This window comes from Siccirubricoccus deserti, assembly GCF_014283215.1.
Lineage (GTDB): Bacteria > Pseudomonadota > Alphaproteobacteria > Acetobacterales > Acetobacteraceae > Siccirubricoccus > Siccirubricoccus deserti.
Genome location: NZ_JACOMF010000099.1, coordinates 1 through 8547 on the forward strand (window position 1 = coordinate 1; position 8547 = coordinate 8547).

At 64.4% G+C, this 8547-nt stretch carries 9 protein-coding genes; 5 read left to right on the forward strand and 4 right to left on the reverse strand.

Translation table 11 applies throughout. The features are described 5' to 3' along the window. On the reverse strand, nucleotides 1-415 hold a 415-nt coding region (locus H7965_RS32080), incomplete at its 3' end, for a GFA family protein (RefSeq protein ID WP_186773702.1). Between the two features lie 158 nt (nucleotides 416-573). After that, nucleotides 574-942 (reverse strand): 4a-hydroxytetrahydrobiopterin dehydratase, encoded by a 369-nt coding sequence (locus H7965_RS27335; protein WP_186773703.1) that lies wholly within the window; start codon nucleotides 940-942, stop codon nucleotides 574-576. Nucleotides 943-1116: 174 nt separating this feature from the next. Here H7965_RS27335 and H7965_RS27340 point away from each other — a divergent pair, with 174 nt between their 5' ends. Together H7965_RS27340 and H7965_RS27345 are read left to right on the forward strand one after the other, a co-directional pair. Beyond that, nucleotides 1117-2178, forward strand: a complete 1062-nt coding sequence (locus H7965_RS27340) for a hypothetical protein (RefSeq protein WP_186773704.1) — start codon at nucleotides 1117-1119, stop codon at nucleotides 2176-2178. Nucleotides 2179-2274: 96 nt separating this feature from the next. Beyond that, nucleotides 2275-2643 (forward strand): hypothetical protein, encoded by a 369-nt coding sequence (locus H7965_RS27345; RefSeq protein ID WP_186773705.1) that lies wholly within the window; start codon nucleotides 2275-2277, stop codon nucleotides 2641-2643. 83 nt (nucleotides 2644-2726) lie between these two features. On the opposite strand, the gene H7965_RS32315 is transcribed toward H7965_RS27345, so the two are convergent. Both H7965_RS32315 and H7965_RS27360 read right to left on the reverse strand, forming a co-directional pair. Next, on the reverse strand, nucleotides 2727-3509 hold the full coding sequence (locus H7965_RS32315) for a response regulator (protein ID WP_222440849.1): 783 nt from the start codon (nucleotides 3507-3509) through the stop codon (nucleotides 2727-2729). 665 nt (nucleotides 3510-4174) lie between these two features. Further along, nucleotides 4175-5299: a sensor histidine kinase gene (locus H7965_RS27360; RefSeq protein WP_186773706.1), complete on the reverse strand. Its 1125-nt coding sequence runs from the start codon at nucleotides 5297-5299 to the stop codon at nucleotides 4175-4177. 281 nt (nucleotides 5300-5580) lie between these two features. On the opposite strand from H7965_RS27360, the gene H7965_RS27365 reads away from it, so the two are divergent. The 3 genes from H7965_RS27365 to H7965_RS30545 form a co-directional block, all read left to right on the forward strand. Next, nucleotides 5581-7356 (forward strand): sensor histidine kinase, encoded by a 1776-nt coding sequence (locus tag H7965_RS27365; RefSeq protein WP_186773707.1) that lies wholly within the window; start codon nucleotides 5581-5583, stop codon nucleotides 7354-7356. A gap of 512 nt (nucleotides 7357-7868) precedes the next feature. Then, complete coding sequence (locus H7965_RS27370; RefSeq protein ID WP_186773708.1) at nucleotides 7869-8291, forward strand: response regulator; 423 nt, start codon at nucleotides 7869-7871, stop codon at nucleotides 8289-8291. 49 nt (nucleotides 8292-8340) lie between these two features. After that, the coding region (locus tag H7965_RS30545) for a hypothetical protein (RefSeq protein WP_222440850.1) at nucleotides 8341-8547 on the forward strand (207 nt) is incomplete at its 3' end.

An 8547-nucleotide genomic window follows, 5' to 3' on the forward strand; every position in this document is an offset into this window, starting at 1 on the left:
CACCCTCACGCCATCTTCGGGGACGGCCTGCTCGATCGTCCGGTAGGCACCAGGGCCACGGTTCCAACCAGCCGCCCGGCAGACGGCGTAGCGGGTCATCGGCTGATCGAGTTCCAACACCTGAGCGGCATGAACACCAGCCTCGTCGAGCCCTCAACCTGCACGACGACGGGCGAGCCGCACCGGGACAGAACTGGCGGTGCAGCGCTAGCCCCGAGGTCCCGCCGGGCTGGGTGTATGTCTGCATAGCCCTCATGGTGGGGATCGCATTTTTGAGGATCGCGACGGCGGCCACGAAAGCCGAGCCGGTGAAGCGCCAGCATTCCTTGCAGTGGCAGGCGCGCACGAAGATCGGCTGCGTCTCGACCTTGTAGCGAACGGCCCCGCAGAGACACCCACCCATCATCCTCGGCATTGGTTCGGCCTCCCGCTTGTAGTGAGGCTACCCGTCGTGGGGATGCAGCGGCGACCCCAGGGTGGACGGGCGGTCAGCAGGGACGTGCTCCCGCTCTGGCTGGTTGCCCTGGGCGGTGAGGCGGCGCGGGGCCGCGCACTGTTGGCGGCCGCTCGCCCTCAGCCTTTCGGACGGGCTGCCGCTTCCACGACGCCTTCAGAGATGCGGTCGAGCTTCACGGCCATGATAAAATCGTTCTCGTGTAACCCCTTGATCTTCTTAGTCCGTAGCGAGACAGACGCGTAGCCCCAACCAAACGAGATATCAGGGTGGTGGCCCTGCGCCTTGGCCAGTTCCCCGGCGCGCATAACAAAGGCGAACGCCTCGCCGAAATCCTTGAACCGGTAGCGCCGCTCGATGCGGGTCGCGTCGTCCATCAGCGACCAGTCGGGTGCCTGCGTGCGATAAGCTTCCGCCTCTTCAGGCGTGAACGGCGGGACGCCGCCGCGGCACGGGGTGCAGGTCTTCTCCGCCAATGTGCTCGCCATGGTATTGCCTCCCGACGGACGGCCGCGCCTGCAAGGCCCTGGCGGCCGTCAGGCCGGTATCATCACCATCCAGAGGAAGGATAGGTTCAGACTGCTGTTCCTCTCGCTCCTTCTCTCTCAAGCGTGTTCTCGCTACCTCGCGACACGCCCGGGATATTCCGATATGCCGAGGGCATGGCAGGTGACCGAAACGAATCTCCGAAAGAGCGTGCGCCGCTGCTCTTGGTGTTTGCCGATCTGGCGCCGCGCGTCGCCGCCCTTATTCGCGCCCGTCCCCTCCTGATTGCTCGACTGATCGTCGCCCCACGAGAGGCCATCCACAGCATCGGCGCGTTCCTCCACCTCGCCCCCGATGCCGTAGGGTCGGACGCCGACGTGGCCACGATCATCAACGAGACCGATCCGCGTGAACTTCTGAATGCTGCCCTACCGGCTTGTCCGGCGCGGCTTTACCGGGCGCTGGACCGGGCTGGGGACCGTGTCCGTGAACGGCGCTTCTACGAAAAACTGGCCGCAGTGTGCGGCGGCCCCTTCGCTGACAGGCTGCTCGATGGCGCGCTTGACGATATTCGCGTCGGGCATTTCGAAGCCCTGTCGCGAATGGACCCGGCCCTGGGCGCTATCCGCAGCGCACTTCCGGAAAACACCTATCTGGTGGAGGGGATCGACAGTCTTGTCGCATTTCTCCGCGCTCGCGGTGCATTGCGTGATGGCGACCTTCGGCTGCCTCCTGGGGCCGGACTGCCGGCCATAACCCGGCGGCTCCGCGCCGCACTTAGCCGCATTGAGGCGCCTGATCCGGGTTTCAACCCGCCGCCGCCCTTCCGCCTGCTGCGCACCAGTGACGAACTTCAGCGGGTTGGAAAGACGTTCGGGACCTGTGTGGCTTTGCCCCAGTGGGGATCAGCGCAACACCATTTTCATCTGCTCGACGGCACTGGGGTCTATCTTGCCTCCGATGAGCCGCCGCTGCTCGTCTCGCTGCGCCGCGCCGCTGATCGCGTTTGGTACTTTGATCAGGCCGCGGGACCGGGGAATGAAACGCCTCCTGCGGGTATGAAGGCAGGGCTGTTGCGCGATTCAAGGGCCACCGGGCTGACAATCGTCACCGCGGACCCGCAGTCGTCGCTGGCAAGGCTGGAGCAGGAAACACGACGCAGCCGTAGGGCCGGCGGTGCGGAAGTTGATCTTGGCGGTGAAGGCGATGGCCAGGACGATGATGAGATCGCCGCCTGAGCGAGGTAATCGTCGGCGCGGTATCGGCGGATCGAGACGCAGTGGTGCGGCGACGCTGAGCAACGGGATAGACGCACGGCGCCGCCGGAGGTGGGCATGAAGCGCAGTGAGTTCGCTATTGGCCGGGTCTTCACCACCGGTCAAGGTCTCTGGCGCTGTACGGATGTCGGCACGCGCACCGTCATTGCCATCCGGACCGACTCTGCCGATGTTGTGTCCATCCTCGGCGGGCGGGAGGCGCCGAGCATCGTCGCTCCCAGTTGGTTCGACGGCCCGCCCTACGCGCTGGCCGGGACGATGTTGGACAAATGCGATTTTCCGGCGCTCCAACAGGTGCCCGAGTGGGACATGATGAAATGGAGGCCCGAGCCAGGACGGGGCTCAACATTGAATCGACAGGAACGCCGCGCATCCGTGGGTTGTTCGATCTGTTCCATGGCCCTGTGGTCATCGTCAATGGAGTAGTGGGCGACGGCCACGTCCCAACCAGCGCCGTGTTGAAGGCCGCGGTCGCGGAGGGCCGCGTTGGCCCTCCGCTTCTGCCCCATTCACCGAGTGCAAGGGCTTTTCGCCATTGAGGTGGCGCAACACGACCACCTTGCCGGGGATATCGTTGAGTGCGTCGCCGACTCCGGTTTGTTGCTACATGGCTGGAGCAAGGCGGTGCATCTCGTCCTTGAGCCGAAGTTTGTCCAGCTTGATTCGGCGCGCTTCGGTCTCATCGGCACAGGGCCGGGAGTACACCTCCCGCAGCGTTCTTCGAGTTCCGCATGCCTCCGGATCAGGCTTTCTCGGCGCGCACTACCAAGCTCTTGGTATCCATAGATTTCTCCCTCTTCGGACATCACGACAGGCGCCTTTGGAGATTTTGCGTTGATGCACCTCACAGGCAACGTGAAGCTGAGATGTCTGCTTTCGGCCGCCGGTGCGGCGGATGCAGTCGGCAGAGGCGACGTGGCTGTCAGGGTTGCTTGAGACGAAACCATCTCGCGCACGGTGCCTACAAGACGCTCGGCATCGAATGGCTTCAACAAGCAACGTTCGTCACTGCCCAAGCGTCGGCCAGCCATGCTGCTCCAGCGGCCGGTGATGTAGATGACCCGAACCACAGGCCAGTGGCGGCGCAGGATCGTGGCCAGTTGAAGCCCGTTCAGACCACCTCCAAGGTCGATGTCGGTGATCAGCACTGCCGGCGAATACACGTGGGTGACGGCAATCTCCAACGCTGCCTCGGCGCAGCGAACTACCTTCACGTCGAAGCCGGTGGGCTGAAGTGCATCAACCAGCGTCTCGCCAACCAATGGATCATATTCCACGAGCATCAGGTGCATATTGGCAAGACCTGTTCCCGAATAGTTGCTTACAAACGAATAAGACTATCCAAAAGCGCCGATTTCACTGAGATACACACGCGTGAGTAGTATTCTAACGCATGGGTAAGCTGATCCGGCAAGCCAAGTTGCAATTGACAGTCATTCACGGTGCCTTGAGCAATATACAGGTAGAAGCCTTGGCCTCACGTCATGGTAGAAATACACTCTGATTGATTTACTTTAACTATCAGTATGCCGCGCTCCACGGGAGCAAAACTCGGCCTACCCGTGGTGCCGGCGGTCTGACCGGACCGGAGCTTCATAGGCAGCGTCTCAATGGACGTGACCGAAGAAGTGAGACGCAGCCGAGGCGGCACCCGCTGCCGTATTAGATCGGCCTTGGGCCAAGGACGCGCTCGCGGTGCAGTCAGTGTTGCGCCTGACGCCCGCTGACGATCCGGCGTTTCCACTCTGGTCGAGACACGGTCGTCGCACAGACGGGCGACACACTCGCTGAATGCCGCGGACGAGTGATCTGGCGTCAACCTGGGTGCAGATGCGTAGCGGATTTCGGTTCGCCACCATCGCTGATTTGTTGGAGCGACCCGCCGGCCGGGCACCGAGGCGCACACCGCTGGAGCCTCCGCCGCGGGGCAGATGAAGATCGATGGATGGAGGTATCGTCAGTGCGGTGTCCCAGGGGGCGCGGCCCGAAAGCGCAGCCCGGCGACTGTCCCGCGATGGCCCTCGCCTGGATAGCGTGAGAAGCTGCCGCGAAGCTGTGCCGCCAGCGCGCGCAGCAGCCGCGTGCCCAAGCCTGAGCCGTGCGGTGGTGGCGCGGATGGTGCCGCCGACAACTCGCCTTCAGCGGGCAAGCCGATGCCGTCGTCTGCCACAGTCAGGACGAACTCTTCCTCCTCACGCGCGAAGCGCACCCGCACTGTTCCGGGCCGGTCCTCAGGGAACGCGTATTTGAGCGCGTTGGTGACCGCCTCGTTCAGCACGAGACCAAGCTGGACGGCCCGTTCAGTGTCGAGCGTGTGCGCCTCGGCCTCGACCGACAGCGCCAAGGGACGCAGCCCCTCGCCCATCTGCGCCGCCACGATGTCGGCGCACAGCCCCTCGACAAAGCGCCGGGTGTCAATCACAGCCGCGTTGTCGCCATCGGCGCCGCCCCCTGCTAGGTGGGTGTGGACGCGGGCCAGCGCCGCGGCGTGCTCGGCCGCCTCTCGCAGCCCCTCGCGTGCAGCCTCGGAGGGAGCGGCCCGGGCACGTAGGCGCAAGAGTCCGATCAGTGAGTGAAGATCGTTGCGGGTCCTGTGGCGGAACTCCCGCAGCAGCAGCCCGCGCTGCCTTTCCGACCGCCTGAGGTCGGCGTTCAAGCGAGCGAGATCGGCGAGCGCTTGATGTCGGTCGTCCAGCGCCCGCTGGAGGTCGGCCAGCGCTCGGTGCAGCGCCTCGACGGTCAGCGAGATTGTCGCCCCAACGGCGGCGAACAGCCCCAGGCCGACCACATCACCTTGGTTCTGCACGGCGACACTGCCGACCGGCGGCAAGTAGAACCAATCTGCAAGCAACGCTGAGAGCCCGGTGGCGAGCAGGCCGGAGGCATGATTGAACAAGACGGCGGAGAGCAGGACGGCCACGAAGGCCAGCAAATATGGGTAGCCCGGCGGCAGGATGGGATCGGCCGCCCGACGGAGCAGGAAGATGGCTGCGACGATGGCAGTGGTGGCGGCATAGCGCGCCCAGGTCGGCCAGTGCCGGGTCCGGGAGATGGCAGCTTTCGCCAGGGCGGTGCGGATCATATCGCGACATAAACGCCATGGTGCTGAGCCGGTGCCGTTGCCGTTTGAGATATTGTGGCAGCGCCTCCGTCAGGAATTCGGCTCGACTGCGCACCGGCAGCGGCACCTGTGCAGGCGTCCATTCCGCTTCTGGGCACCCTCGACGGCAGCAGCGCAGTTTGGTCCCTGCTAAACGAATGAGCCGGAAAGACCAAATGTCGGGCGGATGGCCGGCGCCGTTCGTGACGGAGAACCATCATAGGTTGCAATCACTCACCCTCTAGTAGATGGTGGGGCAGCCGATGCAATCTCAACAGAATGGCGCGCTGCCGCCGGCAGCACCCACAGCAAAGCTCTACGGATTGCGGCTCCATGTGGTCGCCCTTGTGGCCGCCGCGCTCCTCCCGGCCTTCGCGGTCGGCGCGATCTCCGTCCGAGCGGCTCTGGGCAGCTATCGCCAAGCCTTCGACGATCGGCTTGAAGGCACGGCCAGAGCGCTGGCAAGCGCAGTCAACACCGAGATCGGCTCCTATATTCTCGCGCTCTCGACGCTGGCCACCGCACGCAGCCTCGATGAGGGCGGCAATTTAGGTCTGTTCCATCAGCGGGCACAGCAGATCGCCGCACGGCTTGGCACCCGCATCTTCGTGGTGGCGCCAGACCTCTCCTTGCTCCTGCACACGAGTTTTCCGGCAGGAACAGTCTTCCCAGAGGGACGGCGACGGGAGTCCGTCAATCTGGCGCAGCGGGTTTTCGAGACCAGCCGCCCGGCGGTCGGCAATCTGCTTCGCGGTCAGGTCACCGGCCGTCAGGTCGCGGCCATCTACGTGCCGGTCTTCAGAGACGGGCGGGTTGTCTTGGCGCTTGGCCTCGCGGTGGAACCCGGGCGCATCTCGGCGATGCTGGCCGAGCAGACCTTCCGCGAGGGCGGCTATGCATCGCTGGTGGATGGGCAAGGGCAGATCATGGCTCGCTCCTCCGAGCCTGAGCGGTCTGTTGGTCAGACGGTCCGCGATTGGATGACTGACGCCGCCCGCAACAGGGAGGCTGATATCCTTCAAGGCACCAACCGGTCCGGGGTGGAGATCATCACAGCGCTTCAGCAGGTCTCTGGTGCGCCGGGATGGTTTGTCATCGTCGCCGAGCCTCTGTCGACCTATTACACGAGCCTGTGGAAGCCGCTCGCCACGCTGGCGTTCGGCGCGCTCGGCAGTTTGGGACTAGCGCTCAGCGCCGCCATCTGGATCGGCGGACGCATCCTTGGGCCGGTGGGCTGGCTGACCAGTACGGCAGAACGCGTTGCGGCCAGCGGCGGCGCCGCAGAGTTCATGCGCGAGGGGCCGCCGGTGCGTGTCCAAGAGTTCGAGCGCCTTCGTGTGGCGGTGTTGCAGGCGCACATGGCGATGAAGGCCGACCAAGCGCGAAAGACCCTGCTGATGCGCGAACTCGACCATCGGGCCAAGAACGTCCTGGCAGTGGTGCAATCGGTGCTGCGCCTTAGCCCACGCGACGAACCAAGAGCCTTTGTGGCGGCGGTTGAGGCGAGGATCGCCGCCCTCGGACGAACCCAGTCGCTCCTGGCGCAAGGGGGATGGTCTGGCGCCGATCTACGCGTTGTCGTCGAGCAGGAGGTAGCCCCCTACATTCAAGGCCAGGGGCAGGCGCCGCGACTTTCCAGTGCCCTGATCGATGGGCCGCAGGTGGCACTTGCCGCGACTGCGGTGCAGCCGCTTGCCATGGTGCTGCACGAGTTAGCCACGAATGCGGCCAAACATGGTGCGCTCTCCACCCCTGGCGGTACGGTCGAGATACGCTGGTCCGCCGGCCGCAGGATTGGGGAGGACGGCTTGCTGCACCTGCGGTGGGCGGAAGCGGGCGGACCACCGATCATCAGCACCCCTTCAGGGCGGGGGTTCGGCTCGCGGGTCATCGAAGCCACGGTGCGTGGGCAGCTTGGTGGCTCGGTGGTACGGCGCTGGGAGCGAACGGGCCTCATCTGCGAGGTCACCCTGCCGCTGGAGCGCATTGTGGCCGACGCTGAAGCGTTCCCTCCCATATCCATCGCAGCCGCCGCCTAACCGTCGACGTCAGGCGGATGGTACGCGCCAGTGACATCCCGGCGTCGCTGGCCCGATGGCGTGCTTCGCAGGGCCGACAGAGGCATAACCAGCGCTCATTCGGCGTCCGTCAGATCAGAGGGGTAGCGCAGTCTGCGCCGGTCCGCCGCACGTCGATGCTCCGCTGTCCATCCATCTGCTCCCGCGAAGCGTCCGCAGGACAAACGAATCACAACTGACTCAGCCGATCCAATTTCTTTTCGGATCGGCGCTCAGGGTTTATCCAGCAGGACGAATGGCTTGAGCATGCATGTCTCCTGTGCGCCGGCGAGAATTTCGCCGACCTTGCAGGTACCGATCATGACCACAACGCCCGCCTCCTGGCCGGCGCTGCTCGACCTTGCAGCGGAAGCTAACGCCGATTGATCACGTATTCGTTACAAGAAATTTCGGTGAGTTAGCGCAATAAGCTCGCCTAGGAGTTGAACGGCTTGGGGAAGTCGTCGGGTCCTGGGGGGCAACCGCAGATGTGCGTGCTGATTGTCGAGGACGAACCTCTGATCCGGATGCTCGTCTGCGATCTGCTGGAAGAAGCAGGTTTTGCGTGCACCGAGGCGGCAAGCGGTGAGGCTGCACTGCGGCTGCTGGACCAGGGTCGGCGCCGCCCCGACCTCCTTGTCACCGACTTCAATCTCGGTCCTGGCCTTGATGGCAAGATGTTAGCCCGCGAGGTCCAGCGGCGCCTGCCTGCATTGCCGACCGCTTTTGTGACCGGCAATCCTGAGAGTTTTGCTGACTACTTGTTCCAGCCTTGGGAAGCCATTCTGGCCAAACCCTTCGCAGGAGCCGAACTCGTGGCAGTGGTTCGCGCACTTTGCGCTGATGGTCGTGGCACGAACCAGAGCCCATGGATGATGCCGAGCCGGTGGGACCAAACCGTACACCTCCGAGCATAATAAGAGGGTCGTGTCGTGCTGCCGTTCGACGAGGTGTTCGCCATACCTGATGGCATTCGCCGCACTCCTCATTCCCACCATGGCCTTCAACCGGCTGTATGCCACGGTAAAGGAGAGCGTGGACGCCATCCGGTGCCAGAGGGCGGAGCGCGAGGTAGCCAAGCGGGAACGGGGAGCACGGTTGCCTCGACGGGGACTGCGGGACCGGCTTTCCCTCGATGAACGACACAGCTTCGGCAATCGTCCCAAAGCGGAA

Bases quoted from the DNA above. Each gene is read 5' to 3' on its own strand.
- H7965_RS27340 (WP_186773704.1), top strand. From the start codon at position 1,117: ATGGCAGGTGACCGAAACGAATCTCCGAAAGAGCGTGCGCCGCTGCTC.
- H7965_RS27345 (WP_186773705.1), top strand. From the start codon at position 2,275: ATGAAGCGCAGTGAGTTCGCTATTGGCCGGGTCTTCACCACCGGTCAA.
- H7965_RS27335 (WP_186773703.1), bottom strand. From the start codon at position 942: ATGGCGAGCACATTGGCGGAGAAGACCTGCACCCCGTGCCGCGGCGGC.
- H7965_RS27360 (WP_186773706.1), bottom strand. From the start codon at position 5,299: ATGATCCGCACCGCCCTGGCGAAAGCTGCCATCTCCCGGACCCGGCAC.
- H7965_RS32315 (WP_222440849.1), bottom strand. From the start codon at position 3,509: ATGCACCTGATGCTCGTGGAATATGATCCATTGGTTGGCGAGACGCTG.
- H7965_RS27365 (WP_186773707.1), top strand. From the start codon at position 5,581: ATGCAATCTCAACAGAATGGCGCGCTGCCGCCGGCAGCACCCACAGCA.